Annotated in this window: 13 protein-coding genes; 5 read left to right on the top strand and 8 right to left on the bottom strand. The window is 63.0% G+C overall.

Features of this window, described 5'->3' with window-relative positions:
• Positions 1 to 2 precede the first annotated feature (2 nt).
• A complete protein-coding gene (locus LQ953_RS10620) occupies positions 3 to 2,705 on the top strand; it encodes a PAS domain S-box protein (RefSeq protein WP_231030830.1) in 2,703 nt (900 codons plus the stop codon).
• Complete coding sequence (locus LQ953_RS10615) at positions 2,624 to 4,111, top strand: ATP-binding protein (RefSeq protein WP_231030828.1); 1,488 nt, start codon at positions 2,624 to 2,626, stop codon at positions 4,109 to 4,111. The genes LQ953_RS10620 and LQ953_RS10615 overlap by 82 nt, the downstream gene beginning before the upstream one ends.
• Before the next feature lie 231 nt (positions 4,112 to 4,342).
• Here LQ953_RS10615 and LQ953_RS10610 read toward each other — a convergent pair whose 3' ends face one another.
• The 8 genes from LQ953_RS10610 to LQ953_RS10580 all read right to left on the bottom strand — a co-directional run bounded on the left by LQ953_RS10610 (position 4,343) and on the right by LQ953_RS10580 (position 15,471).
• Complete coding sequence (locus LQ953_RS10610; RefSeq protein WP_231030826.1) at positions 4,343 to 5,290, bottom strand: tyrosine-type recombinase/integrase; 948 nt, start codon at positions 5,288 to 5,290, stop codon at positions 4,343 to 4,345.
• 3 nt (positions 5,291 to 5,293) lie between these two features.
• Positions 5,294 to 5,476, bottom strand: a complete 183-nt coding sequence (locus LQ953_RS16420) for an Arm DNA-binding domain-containing protein (protein ID WP_443026572.1) — start codon at positions 5,474 to 5,476, stop codon at positions 5,294 to 5,296.
• Between the two features lie 537 nt (positions 5,477 to 6,013).
• On the bottom strand, positions 6,014 to 6,748 hold the full coding sequence (locus LQ953_RS10605) for an acylneuraminate cytidylyltransferase family protein (RefSeq protein WP_231030824.1): 735 nt from the start codon (positions 6,746 to 6,748) through the stop codon (positions 6,014 to 6,016).
• Positions 6,745 to 7,548: a CatB-related O-acetyltransferase gene (locus LQ953_RS16360; RefSeq protein ID WP_330999410.1), complete on the bottom strand. Its 804-nt coding sequence runs from the start codon at positions 7,546 to 7,548 to the stop codon at positions 6,745 to 6,747. Before LQ953_RS16360 ends, LQ953_RS10605 begins: the two co-directional genes overlap by 4 nt.
• Positions 7,549 to 7,557: 9 nt before the next feature.
• Positions 7,558 to 9,090, bottom strand: a complete 1,533-nt coding sequence (locus LQ953_RS10595; RefSeq protein ID WP_231030822.1) for an N-acetylneuraminate synthase family protein — start codon at positions 9,088 to 9,090, stop codon at positions 7,558 to 7,560.
• The gene (locus LQ953_RS10590; protein ID WP_231030820.1) at positions 8,999 to 9,730 is read right to left on the bottom strand and encodes an inositol monophosphatase family protein; all 732 of its coding nucleotides are present in this window, start codon (positions 9,728 to 9,730) and stop codon (positions 8,999 to 9,001) included. Before LQ953_RS10590 ends, LQ953_RS10595 begins: the two co-directional genes overlap by 92 nt.
• Entirely contained in the window at positions 9,727 to 10,908 is a 1,182-nt protein-coding gene (locus LQ953_RS10585) for a hypothetical protein (RefSeq protein ID WP_231030818.1), read from the bottom strand. The genes LQ953_RS10590 and LQ953_RS10585 overlap by 4 nt, the downstream gene beginning before the upstream one ends.
• A 366-nt stretch (positions 10,909 to 11,274) precedes the next feature.
• Positions 11,275 to 15,471 carry a PAS domain S-box protein gene (locus tag LQ953_RS10580; protein WP_231030816.1) on the bottom strand — a complete coding sequence of 1,399 codons (4,197 nt, stop codon included), beginning with the start codon at positions 15,469 to 15,471 and terminating at the stop codon, positions 11,275 to 11,277.
• A gap of 249 nt (positions 15,472 to 15,720) precedes the next feature.
• Here LQ953_RS10580 and LQ953_RS16355 point away from each other — a divergent pair, with 249 nt between their 5' ends.
• Genes LQ953_RS16355 through LQ953_RS10565 form a run of 3 tightly spaced genes read left to right on the top strand, consistent with a single transcriptional unit; the run spans position 15,721 to position 19,600 of the window.
• Positions 15,721 to 19,020: a YdbH domain-containing protein gene (locus tag LQ953_RS16355; protein WP_443026568.1), complete on the top strand. Its 3,300-nt coding sequence runs from the start codon at positions 15,721 to 15,723 to the stop codon at positions 19,018 to 19,020.
• On the top strand, positions 19,017 to 19,232 hold the full coding sequence (locus tag LQ953_RS10570; protein ID WP_443026567.1) for a YnbE family lipoprotein: 216 nt from the start codon (positions 19,017 to 19,019) through the stop codon (positions 19,230 to 19,232). Before LQ953_RS16355 ends, LQ953_RS10570 begins: the two co-directional genes overlap by 4 nt.
• A complete protein-coding gene (locus LQ953_RS10565; RefSeq protein WP_231030812.1) occupies positions 19,232 to 19,600 on the top strand; it encodes a YdbL family protein in 369 nt (122 codons plus the stop codon). Before LQ953_RS10570 ends, LQ953_RS10565 begins: the two co-directional genes overlap by 1 nt.
• Positions 19,601 to 19,640: the final 40 nt, after the last annotated feature.

Below are 19,640 nucleotides of genomic sequence, written 5' to 3'. Positions count from 1 at the left end.
GGATGCGACGGCCGAATGAAAGAGTAAAAGGGCGGGCTAACCTGTTCAAAGGCGAGGAGCTAAGCGCCTCCTTCACCTGTGCGACACAATCCAAGACCATCTTCGCCTCGTCGGTCCCGATGGCGCTGCTTTGGGGCGATGCGGGTTACCTGCTGTACAACGACGCCTACGCAAGCATCGTCGGCGACCTTCATCCGGCCTCGGCCGGTGCCAGCGTGTTCGAGGCGTTTCCCGACTTCGTTGACCGCAACAAGGCAGCGATGGACGCCTGCCGTGCCGGGGGCATGTTCTCACTCCACGAGCAAGAAATCGCATTGGATCGCGGAGCCGGACCCGAGCTTCGCCTGCTCGACGCGGACTACTCCGCCGTGAGGGACGTGGACGGGACCATGGCTGGCGTACTTGCCATTGTCATGGAGCGGACGGATCGGGTTGCCGCCGAGCGCGCGGCAGAGGCCGAACGCCAGCGCCACCGCGCCATGCTGCAGCAGATGCCGGGTTTTGCCGCCGTGCCGAGCGGGCCGGAACACCAGTTCGACTATGTCAACGACGCCTACCGCTCCATATCTGGCGATCGCGAGTACGTCGGCCGCACGGTGCGCGAGGTATTTCCCGACCTCGCCGGCCAGGGCATCTTCGAGTTGCTCGACCAGGTGTACTCTAGCGGCGAGCCTTACGTTGCGCGCGGTGTTCCCCTCAGCCTGGAGCAAGAGGATGGGGACATATATATCGACCATCTTTACGAGCCCATCCGCAACGATGACGGGGTCATCGGCATCTTCGTAGGGGGGTATGACGTCACCGAGAGGGTTCGCGCCGAACGGAGACGCGATGGACTGCTGGCGCTCGATGATGTGCTGCGCGGTGCGCCTGACGCAAACGCGATGGCAAGAGTTTCCGCGCAGATGCTTGCTCAGACGCTTGGCGCCTGTCGCGTCGGCTACGGCGTCATGGATGCCAGTGCTGAAACGATCACAGTAGTTTCCGAGTGGAGTATTGAAGGACTGCCAACAGTTGCTGGCGTTCATCGCTTTGCCGACTTCGGCACCTATTTCGATGATCTTCGCCGAGGCTACGCGGTCATCGTCGATGATATCTGCACCGATCCGCGCACGGCTGCCAAAGCGGAGGCGTTCGGCGCGATGGGTATCGCTGCATTCGTGGATGTGCCGATCCTGGTCGACGGGCGCGTTGTGGCGGAAATGTTCGTCCACGCCGCAGCACCTCGGCGCTGGCGGTCTGAGGACGTAGCCTTCACACAAGATGTGGCGCAGCGCACCTGGGCGGCAGTCGAGCGCATGCGCGCTGAAGATGCCGCGCGGCAGGCCCATGAGCGTCTATCGGCATCGGAGGAACGCTACCGCACCCTCTTTGAGCGGATGGATGAGGGCTTCTGCGTCCTTCAATTGATCGATGGGCCTGGCGGTCCTCTGTCAGACTATGTCCACGTGGAGGCGAACCCAGCCTACGCCCGCCATACGGGTATCGATTACATCGTCGGACGAACCGCGCGCGACGTCCTCAGTTCGGCGGAAGCCGATGACTGGGTGGCGACGTTCCGGCGCGTGCTGGAAACGGGCGAGACGGTGCGCTTCGAACGCGAATTCGAGGCGGCGGGGCGTCACCTTGAGGTCGCCGCATTCCGCCTAGACTGGGCGCAAACACGACAAGTGGCAGTCATTTTCCAGGACATTACGGCCAGGAAGCGTGCGGAACAGGCGCTTCGCGAAAGCGAAGCCCGTTTTAGGCTTATGGCTGACGCCGTGCCTCAGATCGTCTGGATCACCGATGTCGACGGCCGAACAGAGTTCTTCAACAAGCAATGGAGTGACTACACCGGAATTACTTACGAGTCGACAACCGCGGGTGAGGTCGCGGCGAAGCATGTGCATCCCGACGATGCGGTGGCGACAATGGCCGCATTCGAAGAGGCACGTCGCGCTGGTACCACGTTCGTGGTAGAGCACCGCATCCGCTCGCAGGCGGGTGAGTGGCGTTGGTTCCTTGTACGGGCAGAGCCCTATCGCGATACGAACTCAGGCGAGATCACTCGTTGGTTCGGCGTCTCCGTCGATATCCACGACCGCAAGGAAGCTGAGGCTAAGCGCGACGCACTGCTGGAACTCGATGATCGCCTCCGCGAGGCCGATGGAATTGCTGCAATGACGTTCATCGCATCTGAGGTGGTCGGACGTGCTGTGGGCGCCACCGCCGCCGGCTACTGCACGATGGATGGCGACATGGACGGCTTCGTTATCGAGCGAACCTGGTCCGCCCCAGGCACTCCGGGCATAGCGGGCCGCTACCGCATGCAGGATTTTGGGCGCTACAGCCCCGATCTGCACCTCGGTCGCGACGTCGTCATTCCAGATGTTCGATTGGACCCGCGAACCGTCGGCACCGTCGCCGCTCTCGAAGGGGCGGGCGGGCCTTCGTCAACATCCCGGTCATGGAACGAGGCCAGTTTGTCGCCGTGTTCTTCGTCCTCAACACGGCGCCTCGGAATTGGTCGGCGGAGGACCTCGCGTTCATACGCGATGCGGCAGACCGGACGCGCTCGGCGGTCGAGCGCCGAAGGGCCGAGGACGATCTCAGTGCCCTGGCGGCCTCGCTCGAGCAGCAGGTGGCCGAGCGCACGGCGGACCGCAACGAGCTTTGGCAGCTTTCCCGCGACATCATGCTCCGCTGCACGTTCGAAGGCGTGATGACCGCGGTCAATCCCGCATGGAAGGAAGTCCTCGGCTGGACCGAGAAGGAGCTTGTCGGTTCGAACCTCTTCGACCTCATCCACCCCGACGACGCGGCCCATACGGCCACAGGGGCTCGCGAACTTTCAGAAGGGATCGGGCACGCAAGGTTCGACAATCGCTACCGCCATCGTGACGGCAGCTACCGTTGGATTTCATGGTCCACGCGGTCTGCAGAAGGGCTGGTCAACGCTGTAGGCCGCGACATCACCTTTGAGATAGAACGCGCAGCCGAGCTGACCGCGGCGCAAGAGGCGCTGCGCCAATCGCAGAAGATGGAGGCGATGGGCCAGCTCACCGGCGGCGTGGCGCACGATGTAAACAATCTGCTGACCCCCATCATGGGCAGCCTCGACCTTTTGAAGCGTCGAGGCGTCGGTGGCGAACGTGAGCAGCGCATGATCGACGGCGCGCTGCAATCGGCCGAGCGGGCCAGGGTGCTCGTGCAACGCCTGCTGGCGTTCGCTCGCCGCCAGCCATTGCAGGTGACGTCAGTCGATGTGCACAAGCTCGTCGAGGGCATGGCCGATCTTGTGGCGAGCACGTCAGGGCCGCGCGTGCAGCTCGAGCTGAACCTCTCGCCCGAGCTGCCCCCGGCGAAAGCCGACGCTAACCAGCTTGAGATGGCGCTCCTGAACCTTGCCGTGAACTCAAGGGATGCCATGCCGGACGGTGGGCGCCTGACGCTCGCCGCTGCAGCCGAGACGGTCGACAGCGGGCGCCGAGCGCAGCTTGCGCCGGGGGACTATGTGCGCGTGTCGGTTGCCGACACCGGAGCCGGGATGGATGAGGCGACGCTCGCCCGTTGCATCGAACCCTTCTACTCGACCAAAGGGGTCGGCAAGGGCACGGGCCTTGGTCTCAGCATGGCGCACGGGCTCGCCGCCCAGCTCGGGGGCGCGCTCACCGTGCAGAGCAGGCCGGGCGTCGGCACGAACGTCGAACTCTGGCTGCCGGCGAGCCGGGAGGCCCCGCACAGCGTGGAGCGATCGGCGGGGAACGACGTGCGGGCGGTGGGCGCTGTGCTCCTGGTAGACGACGAGGAGCTGGTGCGGGCGAGCACTGCCGACATGCTCGCTGACATGGGCTATGCCGTCGTCGAGGCGGCCTCGGCCGAGGAGGCGCTGCGCCTTGTCGATGGTGGACTGCGCTTCGATCTGCTGGTGACGGATCACCTGATGGCCGGCATGACGGGCGCCGAGCTCGCGCGCGAGGTGCGCGCCCGCGAGCCGGACAAGCCGGTGCTAATCGTCTCCGGGTACGCCGAGGTGCAAGGCCTCGCACCCGACCTGCCAAGGCTCACCAAGCCCTACCGCCGGGACGACCTCGCCGCGAGCATCGCTACGCTGACGGCCGGAACCTAGGCCTAGCTGGTCTGTGTTTGTTCTGGAGAACAGACGGATCCCCGTTTCGGCAGCTACGCACAGCGATTACCAATGGGTGGGTGCACGAACGGCAGAAACGGGATTCCACATCCCAGAGCAGCCTTCCGTCTCCCACCAAATCGGCTTTGAACGGCCATATGAACGAACGTCCGCTTTGAGGGGGCAGACTGCGAAAGCCTTAATGACCGGGATTGGGCGCATACCTGCCATTCAGGCCAAGCGAGCGGCCAACTCCGAGGCGACATTATTAGCAGCCGCTCGCACAGGATCTCCCGCTACGTGAGCATAGCGGGCAGTGGTCTGCACCTGCGTGTGACCAAGTAGCTTGCCGATCATCGGCAGCCCGTGGCCTGAGGCGACGGCTACCGATGCGAAGGTTTGCCGCAGATCGTGGATGCGTACGTCCTTCAGACCAGCACGGGCGCGCACCCGCTGCCAGAACGGTTGAAGATCGGACAGCGGCTTGCCGCGCAGGGTGCCTGCAATCACGTGCGGGTTGAACGGCTGACGCTCAAGGGAGGCAAGGAAATCCACCGCGGCTTGGCCGAGGTGCAAGACCTTAGCACCGGTTTTGGAGTCTGGGAGGCGAAGGGCCGAGTCTCCGAGATCCACATGCTCCCACTTTAGCTTCATGATCTCGTTGAGTCTGCAACCGGTCCGAATCAGCAGCCGCACTGCTGCGATGGCGGATGCATGCTCGACCCGTTCTGCTTCCATCTCGTTGAGGACTTCCCCGAGGCGCTTTAGCTCAGCCGCGCTCAGGAAGCGTTCCCGCTTCTCCTCGAGATACTTGCGGATGTGCTTGCGGGGGTTCGAGCCGTCCGGACGCAAACCCCACATCTCGGCGAGGCTGAACATCTTGGAGACGATCTCCAGGTTCCGGTTCGCTTGGTACGGGATGTGCCGCAAATCATGGTGGAACTTGGCGATATCTGCCCGGCTGACCTCCGTCACTCGCAAGCGGCCAAGGGCAGGGAGGATGAAGCGCTTGAGGTTCCGCCGGTACTCCTTGGCCGTACTTTCCTTCACGCGGATGGAGATGTGCTCGCGATCAAGGCGTTCCGACAGCTCTCGCACCGTGACAGCCTCACGTCGGTCCTGCCGCTCTTGTGCGGGATCACCCCCAGAGCAGACATCAGCCAGTGCCTGAATGGCCATCGATCAGGCTTGGTCGGGAGTAAGCACCCCGTGTGCACCTAGGGTCAGTCTGCGGGAGCGGGTGCCGACCCGATACTGGACCAAATAGCTGCGACGCCCGGAGGGGAGGAGCCGCACGCCGAAGCCCGCGATATCACCGTCCCAGATCATGTACTCCTGAGCGCGAACCTCCGCACTCTCGACCACTCGCTTCGTGAGTTTCGCCACCTGATGCTCCTGCTACCGTTGATCGCGAACTCCGCAGTTCCGGCAGCATGGCGGAAGCAAGAGGGCGCGCGTCGCAGCGAAATGCTGCGGAACAGTCAGGCCTGAAGGGCAGGGTAGTCAACCTAAGTCACTGAAAACGCGAAGAACAAAGAAGCGCAGCGTAGTCTTGCGTACAGCTTGCCGCAGCACTCATAACCTGAAGGTCACAGGTTCAAATCCTGTCCCCGCAACCAAAAGCCCGCAAGTCACAAGACTTAGCGGGCTTTTTGGCGTTCGGCGCTGTCGCGGCAGAACGGGATGTAAGCACTCCCGAAGCAAGAGGGCGCGTAATCCTGCGTAGTCGTTCGCAAGGTGGCAGCTGTGCGCCCAAGAAGAAATAAGCGGTGTGGGGCTCACGATCAGAGGGAGGGAGGCACCCACCGATTGCTCCCTAGACGGCCACGCGTTCCAAGCCGCGGCGTGATTAACTGCTGGGGCTGGAAGGCCGCTTCTCGCAAACGCCTGGCAGGCCGAACCTCATCGTATTTTGTCGGCGCCGAAATCAGGAATGGGAATGCTATGCTCGGTAATCCACTGAGCCGTAGTCTCGAGGTCGGCCAAGTCATGGACGTCGCGGCAACCACTCGTCTCGAAGGGGAGGATCCGGGATCCCATGCACGGCCAGGGTTGCTGCCCAAGAGGATCGAATACCGCGTCGCGCCCGCGCAGCACCCAAAACGAATGATCAAAGAAATAACAGGTCGGCAGATCCTGCCGATTTGCGGAAACGCCGCCTTCTGCGACGAATGGCTCCAGCGAGCCGTCGCTTCGCAGGCGCTTCGCGCGCATTGGATGATATTCCGGATGTTGATGCGCAGGCACCACTGAGGTGGCTTCCGGATTAGCGAGCAGCAGATCGATACAAGCATCGATCTGCGCCGTGCTGACGGTACCTACATTCGCGTGCTGAACTACCAGCACATCGATTGGCCCGTCTCGCTCCATAATCTCGAAAGCGTGCCGGACGGCATCGCTGCTTTGCGCCGTCGCGCTTGCGAGCTCCGCGGGACGTTCGATCGGCCGATATCCCGCTTCCCGAGCCGTTTGCAGGATTCGCTGACAATCGCTGCTGATGTAGAAGCGGTCTACGTGACGACTGTGGCGGGCTGCCGCTGCCGTCCAGTGGAGCAGCGGAACGCCAAGCACCGGCAAGATGTTCTTGTCCTTCAGCGAGCTGCCGCCGCGCCCGATCATCAAGGCCACGATGTTCACTGGGAGATCAGCCGCATGTTGCCCTCGGTGACGGGTGTCGCCAAGCTTGCAAAAATCGCTGAGATGTCGAACCGCTCTGGACGATAAGGTGCAAGCCGTCCGGCCGCCACTCTCTCCTCGATGCCGTCGAGGAACCGTTCCGGCTGAGTAACGTCCAGGCCATCGAAATCTGCCACATGATATTGCCACCATGCGACTCGCTGGATGCGCTCGATCAGCGGCTCCGGGAAGCGGTAGCGTATGAGCCGGGCCGGCGTCCCACCAACGATGGCGAAGGGCGGCACATCCTTTGTAACGACCGCGCCGGCGGCGACGACTGCACCGTCGCCGATCGTGACCCCCTGCTGGATGAGCACGTTTTGCCCGATCCACACGTCGTTGCCGATGATCACGGGCCCGCGGTGCGACTGGAAGGGCGCGTGCTCCGGCGCTCGGCCAAAGTGGTCGCGGATGTTCGACTCGAAATAGTGCCGGAATGTGAAGACGTGGGTGCTGATAAAATCAACGGGATGATCTATGCCAAGCACCGCGCAAGACCAAGCAATGCTGCAGTAGCGAGCCACGGACGTCTCCTGCGGAAGCTGTGATCGTGAGTAGGAGAAGGCGCCTGAGTTCCAGAAGGTGCCACCTTCGAAGGTCGCGAACGGTTCGGCTAGGATAGAAGAGACCAGGCGCAACTCTTGGCCCATAATGATCACCCCATCCAGCTTATTGTGGTGGGCTAGAGAAATGTTCTTCGAGCGCAGAAAATCACGCATCTTCGAGTTGTAGTGAACGACGATAGTATCTGGATCGTACATCTTCGAAACCTACGCCGCCGCGCGAAGATATTTGTGGTGCTCGCTCGGATTGATCACTTTGTTCCCAGAGCCGACCAACTCCTCGGCCTCCCGGATCATTGCAACATAGTCGCGGAAGTCCGAGGTAGTCAGATCGACTGCCACCGCGTCGAAATGCGCCCAATCGCTATTGCCCAGCTTGACGTGCTTCTCGACCATTCGCGCGCCTGCTGCGACGGCCAGTGCTGAGGCTAGCCAACCGAAGTCGTGGCTGGAGTAGCCCGGGACGATCCGGTGGTCGGCCTGCGATAGCCCATGATAGTGCCGCACAACGGCGACGTTGCAGTCCGCCTTGGGCGTCGGATAGGCGGAGTTACACTGCAGCAGGTACAGTTCCCGGCAGTTTACGAAGCTGCCAAGCAGCCACTTTTCATACTCCAAGCCGGTCATTCCGGTCGAGAGCACAACCGAACCCCGATAGTTCCGCGCGACGTAGCTCAGATAGTCCCGGTGCTCCGAGATAGTGCTGGGCAGCTTTACCATTGCAGGATCGAACTGCAGCATGAACTCGAACGAGGGCTGATCGAGCACCGACGCGAACCAGTGTATTCCGAGTTCCTGGCACAGAGCGTCTACAAAAGCGAAATCGTCCCGATCAAGTTCAAGCTGGCGGCGATAATCGCCAAAGGTTTTTCCGAAAGGAGAGACATAGGGTGAAGCGAGCTGTTCGGCAGTGTAAAAGCTTTGAACATCACGCTTTTGCAGCTTGATGTGGTCGGCACCTGCCGCCCACGCGGCCCGGATCATGCGCTCCAGCCGGTTACGGTCGCCGAAATGATTGGTCGTAAGCTCCGCCGTGACCTGAACGCCGGCGCAAAAACGGCGCGACGTTTCCCCGTGTGAAACATGAAAGCGGCGGTTCAGGCCCTCGGCCGACAGTTGCGAAAAGGATCGGTCGCCCACATGAACAACATCCAGATCGGAATCCTTCAGCATGTACAGGCAGTTGAGGAAGAAGAATTCCTGCATGCTGATACGGAAGAACCGATCGGCGCTGTTACTAGGCGCATAATCGTGGTTGATCGCCTCCGACACGCCGGCATCTGGCCGGAAATCGAAACCAACCATGTAGACCGTCTGGCGACGACCGCGCGCGCGCGCCACCTGGCGGGCGACGTTGAGCGCCGAGAGAAAGAGAACCTCCTCGATTGCAAAGCTGTCCGAAAGGAATCGCTGCATTAGCATGTCATTATTATCGTTCTGGAGCGGCACGAACGGCGCGCGCAGCGTCTCGCGGTCAGGGGAAGTGAAATCCGTCGAAGTAACGTAGAGCCGCGATCGCAGACCATTGGCCACCACCGCCTGTTTCACCCAATCTGCATGGAACAGCGTGATATCGACCGGCGCAATCCGCTCCGCGTCGTTCACGCCGATGACCAGCGACCCAACAAAAGCGTCGGGCGAGACCGCGTCAGCCGAAGGACCCTTGCCCAGGATGAAGATCGTATCGGTGCCGTATGTCGACGCGATACCGCCGATCCGGCTCGAGAAATGCTCCATCATATGAGTGTCCATCGATCAGAATCTCGCAGTCGTTTTCGCGAGCCAGCATTAGCCCCGCGAGAAGGTCCCACGAGCGGGCGCCCTTTGGGTTTACGAACCGGGCAAGCGCACCACGCGTGACGTTAAACATATTATAGACGGCACAGCCGAAGATGCGGGCTTCGCCACCTTCAGAAATCCCCGAGACGATGGCGGGATGGATTGAGGATGAATAGCCGGTGATGCGGGAGCGCACCCGCTGAATCGGCTCGCCGGTCGCCATCCAGTCGCCTAGTTCGGGGAGCATCAACAGGCTGCCGGCATGCTCCGCGCCACGCCACAGGCTTAGCGCGACGCCCCACTCCTTCAGTCCGGAACAAAAATTTTCCGTGCCATCGATCGGGTCCAGCACGGCTATCCAGCCGTCGCGCGATCGCGGTTCCACACCCTCGCAGAAGCTCTCTTCGCCGATGAGCTGCAGCCCAGGCAGGCGTTCGCCGAGCCAGTCGGTCAGTCGCGCCTCAAGGAAGATGTCCGCCTCGGTGACTGGGCTGCCGTCCGGCTTCCACCTTACGTCGTAGCGGCGTTCGAAAAGTGAGGGCAGAGCTTCAAGGACGACGCTCCGAACCCCGCAGAGCAATGGACCGACCGAGTTGGTCACGCGGCCCAGTCCACTTCGCTTTGATACGCTTCGAACCGTTCGAGCCCGCTCTGAAGCCGGTCACGCGAGAATGGCCGCTCGACGCGGTCGAGGATTTCCGCAGCCTCAATTTTCGCAGGAGCGATAACTTCGTGCATGACGTGAAATGCGAACCAGGTGCGCGCTTGGTTGACGGAAGCTCCGGCTCGGCCTGCCCTGACGTCGCTTAGAAACGGCGTGATCTCCCCGTGCACGCCGATCCAATCGGCAGTGGGACGATGGGACAGGCGAAGCGTTGGCTTCCCGAAGAACGCGCCCGCGTAAAGCGCCTTGGTGTTCTGGACGACCAGACCATCGCAGTTCTTGATAAGCAAGGTTGTAGGCAGATACCGCGCCCCGGCGTTCGGGACCAACTGTGCCCTCGATCCGAGCGCCCTTATTGCAGAGTGGACCAGGCGATTGTCGACATGCTTGTAGTTTAGCGGGTGATCGGCGATCGCCAGCACGAACTCGTCGTCGATTGCCTCGGCCACATGGTCGATAAGATCCAGGTTGCGCGCGAAGCGATTGTGGAAGCCGGTGAATGCCTCCTCGTGCTCATATTCCAGCGGCAGGGCGATGATCTTGCGGCCTTCGGGCAGCCCCATCTGCTTCAGCACCTGGTCGCGCGGCAGGCAAAAGGGCGGCTCGTTTTCCAACCTGTTCTGCATTCGCTCCCATGTCGTGGCGAAAGCTGCGTCTAGGCTTTCACGATCCTCGTCGCTCAACACGGGCATAGCGCCGTGGTGCCAGAAGTCCCGCTGCAGTATCATTCCATCGAGCGGTAAGGCGAACGGAGAAGCGCCTGATTCCAGCAGGTGGACAATCTTACCCGGAAATCTGGACGGCGTCGCAATATCCGCGCTTCTGCAGAAGACATAGTCGGGCGCGATTTTCTGGACGAACTCGACCACGCCGTCCGAGTCCGCCGGATACGTCCTCAACGAGCGGTGGTCAGGATCATTGACGATATGCCATTCGACACCGTGAATGGAGCTGCACCCCTCCACCTGCGCCGGACCGACACCCGTATTCCGCCAGAGCGGCGGTACAACGACGTGAACCTCTGTCTCGGTGGCGAGAGCCCCAATCAACGGAGAGATCATGTGGTCGAACCACCAAGGGGTTACGACGGGTAGGTAGAAGAGAACTCGCGCCATTTTCTAATTATAGTAAACGGCTGAAGGGGCGCGGGGTACGCAGCGAAAAAGGGTGCTCCTCTCGTCTCCAGCTTGGCTGAACGAACTCGGCGCTACGCCCGCTGGGTTATCTGCGCTGCTTATTGCCTCGGGAGCCACGAGATAGGCTCCGCGTTGAGGCCGAGTGCGGAGATGCTTGGAACCGGTAGCGGAGGAAGATCAAAGACCAAACCGACTCCCGCGCCGATTGATCACGCTATGCCCTACTTGCCGAAATCAACAGCCGTTTAGATGAGGATCTCGCGGCAACGGCTTGACGGTTCGAGATTGATGCGATGACCTCCTCGTCTGCGGGGCAGTGACAGACCCTGTCGTGCTGACGCCGCCCTATTTGAAGAATTGCTCGGAAACGTTTGCCAGCTGAGCCAAGCTCGACGCGAGCTCATCTTTGCGGAACGGCTTGGTCAGGCGCGGGAGATCAGGATCGACGCCTTCGGTCTCTGCGTATCCAGATACGAGGAGAACCGGCAGTTCAGGCCTGATCGAGCGCGTAATCCGTGCAAGATCAGTTCCGGTGATGCCTGGCATCAGGTGATCGGTCAGGAGAAGGTCAAGGCGCTCGCCCTGTTCGATTATCCGCATTGCGTCTTCGCCGGACGCTGCCTCAATGACCACGTACCCCAAGTCCGAAAGCATGTCTGCAGTGCTCATCCGCACCAGTTCTTCGTCGTCCACCAGCAGCGCCACGCCCCGTGCTGCCGCTGTCAGGCTGACGTCGTCTACCTGATCCGCATCCTTCGCGGCGGTTGCGCTCTGCGGAAGCCAAAGCTCGACGTTGGTTCCGAGTCCGGGCTGGCTCTGGATACTCAAGGCGCCACCGAGCTGCGAGGCGAGGCCATGCACCATCGACAGGCCAAGCCCAGTCCCCTTGCCAATACCCTTGGTCGAAAAAAACGGCTCAATCGCCCGCGCGATGGTTGCCTCGTCCATACCTTTGCCAGTGTCGGCGACCGACAGCTTGACGTATGTCGCAGGCTTCAATCCCGAACGGTGCCCTGGACCGACCTTCTCGGCGATTGCGGCGATTCGGAGGGTACCTCCGCCTTGCATGGCGTCCCGCGCGTTAACCGCGAGGTTCAGCAGCGCCATCTCTAGCTGGTTCGGATCGGCTTTGGCCGGGGGCAGGTCGCTCTCGGCTTGAACCACGACATCAATCTGCGGACCAGTCGTGCTTGAGACAAGCTCGCCCATCCCGTTTACGAGCTTGGCGATGTCTACGGCGACTGGCTGCAGAGGCTGCCGTCTGGCGAAGGCGAGCAGGCGCTGGACGAGCGTCTTGGCGCGGTCAGCGGATTGGGCAGCGCCAGCGATCAGTCGCTGCTCGCGCTCGTTGCCTATGCCCTTGCGCTGAAGCATGTCGAGCGAACCGACGATGGGAGTAAGCAAATTGTTGAAGTCATGCGCCACGCCGCCCGTGAGCTGTCCCATCGCCTCCATCTTCTGGCTCTGACGTAGCGCTTCCTGCGCCGCTTCGAGATCGGCCTGACGCTGTTTCTCCGCGGTCACGTCACGACCATAAGCGTAGATGAGCGCACCTTCAGGCGCAGCAGTCCAGGAGATCGATCGCAACTCGCCATCCTTGGCGCGGAACCGGTTCTCGAAGGGAGGCAGCACTCCGCCTCTGGCGTGCTCGAGGGCGTGTTCCGTCGAAGCTACGTCGTCGGGGTGGACGAACTTGAACAAATTCCGTCCCAGAATGTCGGGCTCCGTCCATCCCAGAATCGCGGTCGTAGCCGGGTTGATGCGTCGAAAGTTGCCTTCGCCGTCGATGACGGCGAACATGTCGCTCGCATTGCGCCACACCCTGTCCAGGTCGGCAGAGGCCTCGGCTACCCGCCGTTCCAATGTTTCATTCAATTCGCGTAGCCTTTCCTCGGCCCGCGCGCGTTCCATTGCTCCCCTGACGCGCTCGCCGACTTCGCGAAACAGGCCTTCTTCGGATGTTGTCCATGTCCGCGGTGTCGCGCTTTGCAAGGCCAGCAGGCTTACCCAATCCTCATCCTGGAACAGCACCACATCCAGGTAAGCGCCGACTTGTCTCGCAAGCAGTCCTGATCGTGCGTCTTCGTTCAATCGCGCGTCGGTGCGAACGTCATCGATCTTGACAATCGGGCATTCGTGGTAGGCGTTGAGCAGGCCCGGTCCGAACGCCTCCAGATCATGCTCGCCGGCGAGCGATTCTACGCCTCTGGTATAGTCTCGCTCGACCTTCATCAGGCTGCCGAAGAACTCCGCATAGAAGACCCGGCTCAGGCCAAATCGTTCGCCGAGCCGCTCTGCAGCCGCAGCGGCGATCTCCGGCGGCGTGCTGAGGGAGCGCAACGCATCCGAAATCGAGAGCAGAAAGGCTTGCCGTGCCTCGCTTTCGCGTAACTCGGCCTTCGCCGTAGTCCGCTCGATCGCGTCGGCGGCCTGCCGGGCGAGCACGTCAAAGAGTTTGAGGTCGCGTTCTGGAGGCTGGTGCGGATGCTTCCAATGCGTGGACAGCATGCCGAGCGGCTTGCCCGAGCGAGACAGAAGCGGCGTCGTCTGCACCGCACGCATGCCAGTCCAGCGATACGACTGAAGGTCCCCGCTGCTTGCCGGGAGGCCACTGTCCTCCACGTCGGGCACGATCACCCGCTCGCCCGTGGTCAGTGCAATGCCGCAGGTGCTTTCAGAAGCGGCATGGACCGTCTGCCAGTAGGCCGCCGAGCGCGGGTCGTAGCCTCGGTGCGCCAGCAACTCGAGGTCGCCGGACGAGTTCAGCAGTTGAATGCTGGCGCATTCTGAGCCCATCAGCACGGTAGCAGCCGTCAGGATTGCGTCGTACACTGACTGCGGATCATCATCACCGATCAGTCGCGTGCTGACCTCCTGCAGGCGTCCCAGCGCCTCCACCTCAGCTGCCAGCGCCTGCTGGGCCTGCCGCAGGCTCGCCTCCGCCCCGTGCTCGGCCGTGCGATCGCGGAAGATCTTGAGATAGCCTCCGCCTGGCTGGTCGAGCCGCATGGTAAGACCCGAGCCCCAGAAGCGACTTCCGTCCTTCCTCAGGTGCCAGCGCTCGTTCAGCGCGCGGCCGCCCAGCTTCGCGCGGTTCAGCTCCTGACCGGGCACGCCCGCGGCGCGGTCCTCGGGCGTAAAGATGATCTCGCCCGACTTCCCGATGATGTCCACCTCCTGGAAGTCGGTGATGCGCGTTGCACCGGTGTTCCAGCTGGTGATGGTTCCGTCCTCGTCCACCATGACAATCGCGAAGTCCTCGGCTCCTTCGACAATCTGCCGGTAGCGGGCTTCGCTTTCGCGCATGCGCTCTTCCGCGGCCAGCCGGTCAGTGAGGTCGACTGTGACGACGAGGAGATTGCCGGATTGTCCATCGTCATCACTGAGACGCGAGACCCGACTGTTTGCCCAAACGGCGCTCCCGTCCGGCCGCACGTAACGCTTATCCAGCGCTGCAGCCTGACCGGCCCTCGATGCCTTGGAGAGAGCATCCACGCTCGGCTGAACGGACTCAGGGTGCGTCACATCGACTACACTCAGGCCAAGCAATTCGTCTGGCCCCCGTCCAAGGATGCGGCAGAGTTCATCGTTCACCCGCAGAAACCGTCCGCCCGGACTGACCTCGGAGAGCCCGACGGTTGCACCGGCGAAGATCGCTGCTAGTCGTGCATCGCTGGCGCGCCGAGCTTCCTCAGCGATCTTCTGGTCGCCGATGTCGCGGAAGTAGACCGACAGCCCGCCGCCAGTCGTCGGGTGTATATCGATGCCGATCCAGCGTTCCAGGATGGGCGAAACGGTCTCCAGCCGGACCGACGTGCGTTCGCGCATGGCCAGCTGGTGCGCCTCGTAAGCCTCGCTGCCGACCGCTTGCGGGAACTCCGCCCAGCAGTGCTTGCCAAGGAGGTCCTTGGCGCCACGGCCCCAACTCTCCTCGGCCTTGTGGTTGATGTAGGTGAACCGCCAATCGTCATCCACTGCGTAGAAGGCGTCGGAGATGCTTTCCAGGATCTTCGTGCCCCGATCTCGCTCGACCTCCACCTCGCGTCTCGCAGCGACATGCTCGGTCGTTTCCACCACGATCGCGAGCACGCCCGCCGGCCTGCCGTCTTCTCCAAGAACCGGCGAATAGTCGAGGTTCATGAAGACCTGTTCAGGCACGCCATGCCGATGGAGCGTCAGCGCCTCGTCTCGATAGGCGAGGCGTCCACCGGCCAGTACCACTCGCATGACATTGTCATTGAATTCGGCGAGCTCGGGCCATCCTTGACGCACATCGGAGCCAAGTAGGGCGGGGTGCTTAGCGCCAGCGATAACCGAATAGCCGTCGTTGTAGAGCATAAGCCCCGTCTCGCCCCAGAGCAGGGCCATCGGAACGGGGGACAGAAGCACAATGCCGAGTGAGGTTTTCAGGCTCTCGGGCCACTCCTCGATCGTGCCGAGTGATGTCTGCGCCCAGTCGTGCCGAGCCACCAAGCCGCCGAGCTCCCCATCGAACCTGAGCAGGCTTTCAACGAAGCTGCGCGCTTCAGCTGCGGCGGGCATTGATCATCTTCCGCTCCAAGGGGTAATCATCGGAAAACATCTACTTATGCGCACGCTTTAGTCCAGAGGTGGAGAACCAGACGTGCCGAGAATGTAGCCTCGAGCATCCGGCTATCGCTGTAATCAGACCTGACTTCAGAGGGCATCTCAAGGAGACGCAGCGTGCGGCAGCATGCGCGGAGCGCTAACGGTCGAGATCGCCTCGATCGCCGGCACAGGGCTGTACATCATTGACGAGCGAAGTCGAGCATGGCCCGCCAGGCGTTGGCCAGCCGTATGATGCGCGATCAAAGCACTGGTAGGTTCAGGGAGGATGGAGTTGCCGCTTTGACGTGGCCGACGATAATGCGCAAACCGCAGCCCAGCGAGGAGCCATCAGGCTTGAACTTGGGCATTGGAACTAAGCTGGGCGTATCGGCGGAAGCAGGGACAGAGTTACGCGCCAGGCGCCCGTGGGGACGCCTGTGGCTTGCCTTGTTGCTGCTTATCGTCGCTGTCGTTTCGGCCTTATGGCTACAGCGGCGCACGATCGCGCGTGATTTCATAGACCGGGAGCTCGGCCGGCGAGGCGTGGCCGCGTCGTACGAGCTCACGCAGCTATCGCCGTGGCGGCAGCGCCTGACCAACGTCGTTATCGGGGACCCCGCCAGCCCAGACCTCACGGCGGACTGGGTGGAGGTTCGGACGGCATTGGCGCCGTGGCGGGCGCAAGTGCTTGCCGTCCGCGCAGGACAGGTGCGGCTTCGCGGCCGCGTGGTCGGCGGGCGCGTGTCGGTGGGGGCGCTCGACCGGCTGATGCCGCCGCCGTCCGGCAAGCCCTTCGCCCCTCCCGCCCTGATCGTCGACGTGGCGGATGCGCAGGTTTCGCTGGATACTCCAGCGGGTGCCGTGCGGCTGGCGATTGCCGGCAAGGGCATGTTGAACGACGGGTTCAAGGGGGTTGTCCACGTAAGCGCGCCGCGGCTCGCTCTGGCCGGCTGCGACCTCATGCGAGCGGACGGGCGGCTGGCGGTGCAGATCCGCAAGGCGCAGCCGAGCCTGCAAGGGCCAGTAGCCGTCGCGGGCGTGCAGTGCGGCCAAACCGGGGTGCGCGGAGCCAAGGTTACAGTGAAAGCGCGGGTGAGCGGGGCGCTGGACCAGTGGCGCGGAAACGCGGCCATGCAGGCGCGAGCTGTGACTCAACCCGGGTTGCGCTTCGCTGCGGTCGACGGCGAGGTCAGTTTTCAGGGCGTGGCGAGCGCTACCCGCGGCCAGATCGAGCTTCGGTCCGGGGGCTTCGATGTGCGTGGCAACCGCGGAAAGACTGCTGCGATCTCGGGCGCTTATGGGGCTGGTGGATCGGGTCTGTCCTTCACCGGGCAGGCGCAGGTCGACTCCATGGCGCTGGCGCCTTCGCTTCGAAACCAAGTGCAGCGCCTAGGAAGCCAGGTGAACGCCGGCCCGCTTCAGCCGATCATGGTTGCGCTGAGCGGAGCTTCCGCGGCGGCCGCCCGGCGGTTCGATGCGAGCGGTGATCTGTCGCTCGCATATCGTGCGGGTGCGGGAGCGCTGACGATGTCGGGCGCGCGGGTGCGTGGTGCCAGTGGCGCGCAGGCGGATTTCGACGGGACGGCGCGGATCGGTCTGGCCGGATCAAGCACCAGGTTGCGGGCGGCCGGTACGCTTGCGGTGCGTGGCGGCGGCCTTCCGCAGGCAACGCTTCGCTTCGTGCAGGAACGGGACCAGATCCGTGGCACGGGGGCGATCGCACCTTATGCCGCGGGCGGGGCCAGGCTGTCGGTCGCGGACTTGGCGTTCCGGCTGCGCGGCGGCAGCGGCACGGCCATCGCGCTGGCGCATGTTTCCGGCAACACAGCGCAAGGCCAAATCGAGCAGTTGCGGCTTCCACTCAGCGCCACCTGGGCGCCGGGTTCGCTGAGCGTCAACACCCGCTGCATCGACGCTGCGTTTCGCCATCTCGCCGTCGGCGGCCTGGTGCTTGGCCCGCATAGCATGGCGGTCTGCCCGGAGGGCGGCGCGATGGTGCGCCTGATGCAAGGCCGGATCGGCGGCGGCATGCGGCTGCAACAGCCGCGTCTGGCCGGAATGCTTGGCGAAAACCCGCTGCGGTTCACAGCGGAGCAGGTGCGCTTCGACTTGGGGCGGCAGCGCCTCGCAATTGCCGGCGCAGCGCTGCGGCTGGGTGCGGATGGCGGGACCCGGATGGATGTCGCCGCCCTGTCGGGCGCATTGGCTGGCACGCCGGGTGGCACCTTCTCCGGACTTGCCGGACAGATCGGCGCGGTGCCGCTGCTGGTGTCGGCAGGGGCAGGGGATTGGCGGCTGGGCGCAGGGGCGCTGACGCTTGCCGGTGCGCTTCAGATCCGTGATGCCGCCGACCGAGCCCGCTTCCATCCGCTCGCCACCAACAACGCGCAAGTTCGCGTGAGCGCAGACGAGGTTCGGGCGAGCGCGACCTTGAACACGCTTCGGGGTGGCGCGAAGGTGGCCGAGGTGCGGATTGGGCATGCACTGAACAGCGGACTGGGATCGGCCGAGATCGAGGTAGACGGGCTTCGCTTCGCCGAGCAGGGGCTTCAGCCGCACGATCTGACGCCACTCACCTATGGCGTGATCGCCGAAGTGAACGGCGCGGTCTCCGGTAAAGGCCGGATCGCGTGGAGCCGGCATGGCGTGACCAGCAGCGGTACCTTTGGCACGGACGACATCGACCTTGCCGCGGCGTTCGGGCCGGTGCGCGGACTAGCCACGACGCTGCACTTCACTGACCTGTTGAACATGCGCACCGCCGCTGAGCAGGTCGCGAAGGTGGCCGAGGTCAATCCCGGCGTTCCGGTGAACGACGGCATGCTGCGCTTCCAGATACTGGGCAGCCAGCGGGTGCAGGTGGAGGGCGGACGCTGGCCCTTTGCCGGCGGGGAGCTGGTGCTGGAGCCGACCCTGCTCGACTTTTCCCAAAGCCGGGAGCGCCGGCTGACGTTCCAGGTGGTCGGCGCGGACGCCGCGCTGTTCCTGAAGGAAATGGAATTCGACAACATCAGTGCTATCGGCAGGTTCGACGGTACGCTGCCGATGGTGTTCGATGCGCAGGGCGGCCGGATCGAAGGTGGCGTGCTGGAGGCGCGGGCCGGGGGAACGATCGCCTATGCCGGCGAAGTGTCGCGCCATGACCTGGGCTTCTGGGGGAACATGGCGTTTCAGGCGCTAAGATCGCTGAATTACCGGAGCCTGTCGATCGGTATGAACGGCCCGCTTGCCGGCGACATGGTGACCGACATCCGCTTCGCCGGCGTCAGCCAGGGGAAGGGCACCAAGTCGAACTTCGTGATCCGGCGACTGGCCCGGCTCCCGTTCGTTTTCAACATCCGGATCAGCGCGCCCTTTCAGCAGCTGCTGAGCTCGGTTCAATCCTGGTACGATCCCAGCCGACTGATCGAGCGCAACCTGCCGGCGCTGCTGGAGGAGCAGGGACGCACGGCAGAGGCCGCAGCACCGCCCGCCATTCAGCCGGCCGACAGCCAGACCATGCGATTAAAGGAGCAGAAATGAAGTCGAGTCGTTCAGGAGGTCCGGTGGCGCCTCGCGTCGTGGCATTGATGGCAGCATGTGGCGGCGTATTTGCCACGAGCGGGTGCATCAACGTGTCGGCGCCGGACAAGCCGATTGTCATCAATTTGAACATCTCGATCACGCAGGAAGTGGTGTATCGCCTGGACAACAAGGCGAAGACGCTGATCCAGGAAAACCCGGGGATATTTTGATGCGCACCTTTTTGTTCTCCGCGGCGATTGCAGCGGCCCTGATCCCGGCTGCCGCGTCGGCACAGCGTGATCCGGCCTATCAGGCGGCGCGCCAGCAGGGCCTGGTCGGCGAGCAGCCCGACGGCTATCTGGGCATTGTCGGCTCGGCGACGCCGGAGCTTCGCGCGCTGGTCAACAACATCAATATCCAGCGTAAGAAGCAGTATACCGACCAGGCGGCGTCGGGTTCGACCGTGGAGCAGATGGCGTTCGTGACCGGGTGCAACCTGATCGCGCGAACCGCTGCCGGCGAAAAGTACCGCGCGCCGGACGGCCGCTGGCTGACCCGCGGCAGCGAAGCGCCAGTCCGCGATCCTCGATGTCTTTGAACACAAAGCCGGCCTAGGCTTCTCGACAGCTTTGCGTCTC

The organism is Sphingomonas sp. IC-56, assembly GCF_021043375.1.
Classification (GTDB): domain Bacteria; phylum Pseudomonadota; class Alphaproteobacteria; order Sphingomonadales; family Sphingomonadaceae; genus Sphingomonas.
This window is presented reverse-complemented; position numbering and strand designations above follow the sequence as displayed.